Raw genomic sequence first — 1,932 nt, forward strand, 5'->3', positions numbered from 1 at the left:
GAATCCCAAAATAACGACAAAAAGCAATAAAAACAGGCACACGATGACGACAGCTACCCTGCCGCTTTGTTACGAGGAATGCAAAGAAATTTTTATTGCGCTCTGGTTGTGTCCCACCGGAAAAGTGTTTGCAATATTCTGTGATCGCCTTAATTCGTTGCTCCACGCTTTCAGGTTGTTTTATTGACTGCAAAAGCATCTTTACTTCGGGTGAGTGTTGGTCATCGTGGTCAAAGGTCTTAAACAGTTTGTCCAGTACTGTTTTCATACCCTCTGAGCAGCGGTTGTCAAAATGTTTTGATCCTTCTGGCCGGGCTTCTTTAGCAGGTATTTTTTTGACCGGTTCTCTCGGTTCTACGACATAAGCCACGTGAATGCGCTGGTTGTCCCGGACCTCCTTAATCAACAGTGTGTGAAGCCCGGTATATTGGTTCCTGATCAGGGTAAATGGCACATCGGGTTCTATGCGCAGTGCCACGATATAGTCGTTCGGTCTCAGGCTGGGCAATGCATACTGGCCATTGTTTGATGACCAGCTAAAGGTCGCCAGCGTTTGATCGCTGGCTAGTGGCACTGGCTGATCCTGCCTTGGTAACACGGCCGGTATGAGGGTTTCGACCCCATCAATGTTTTTATCACTAAGATCGATCTGTTTGATATCGCCCCTGGCAGACACATAAATATCCTTTGCCCACCATCGATACATATGGGAAGAAAAGTCCTGAGTATCAAAAATTTTATAATCGTTAAGTTGTAGCTTCTCCCGGCATTCATAGTCCGTACTCTGGTCCAATGCCGGAGCCTCTTTCTCGTGGACTTCCGGATCGTATGGTTCAGGAGCGTTATCACCGCCAGCAGCTGACCCTTTGTTAATACTACTGTCAACCCGATGGTTCTCCAGAGCACTTATCTGATGACAAATCTGATGCCAAAACGCAGGCCATAGTTGAACGTCACGGGCATTCCATGCGTCTATCCGCTGATCAGTCTTCTGAAGATATGGCTGGGAAGCGGTTAATTTCAGTGTTTGTTCCTGTTCTTTCGTCAGGGGAAACACGCTATTAGCATCCACGCTCATCGGGCCAAACTCACGATCAAACCAGCGTTGCTGCCAGTGTCGGTAAAGTGCCTGAGTGAGAATGTTGTCTGACTGATCCGGTTTGAGGGAAAGACCGGATGCCTGCCAACGGCCCTGAGCCAGTCTCTTGATGATTTCGGTTCTGGCTTCCTCTTCATTCAGATCAGCCTTGATACAAATTTTATGGCGTTTTTCATCCAGACTGTTGAAATCATCGCGTCGTATCAACCACGGACGATCAATGCCCGATACCGTCTGGTTGAACCAATGGCAGAGTCCGGAATCAAGCTCACCGTTGTTGACGGTAAGAGCCGATGACTCTGGTAGTTCCTCCAGTGATTTCCTGGCGGCCATGAGGTAAAGCCGGTAGTGCTGATTGAGGCATTGCTGTAGTCCTTCTTCGGTAAAATCACCCCCTCTGATAACAGCCCTGGCGACATTCTGTAAATCGAGACTGGTCGGCTGCAACGGCAGGTTTTTCTGTTGCAGATAAGCCCTCAAACGACAATGTTGCATAGTCAGTTGTTCAGCGATGATTTTCCCCTGTTGGGTCTCTGGCAACACTTTCCTGGCAATGGCCTGCAATTCTGACGGACTGTACTGCCGGATGGGCAAATGACGAAAACGTCCTTTCAGCGCCGGTGATAACGGTTTTCGCCCGCTGTACTGCGGTGGGTTGATGGTGGCAAACAGGTGGAAGCCCGGGTGGGCGTCACCGGCCAGAATGTCGTTTAACTCACCTTCCAGATGCTGACTGTCGATCAAATTCATTTCTGAAATCACTACGATGCCGCCATGTACTTTTGCCGTCTGGATCTTTTCACACACTTTGTCCCAGGAACAATCACAGGCAT

At 48.8% G+C, this 1,932-nt stretch carries 1 protein-coding gene; it reads right to left on the reverse strand.

The annotated features are described in order from the left end of the window. Positions 1 to 1,932, reverse strand: a 1,932-nt coding sequence (locus tag KDK18_RS08780) for a hypothetical protein (RefSeq protein ID WP_257254525.1), incomplete at both ends; no start/stop codon positions are given.

It is taken from the genome of Endozoicomonas sp. SESOKO3 (assembly GCF_024606255.1).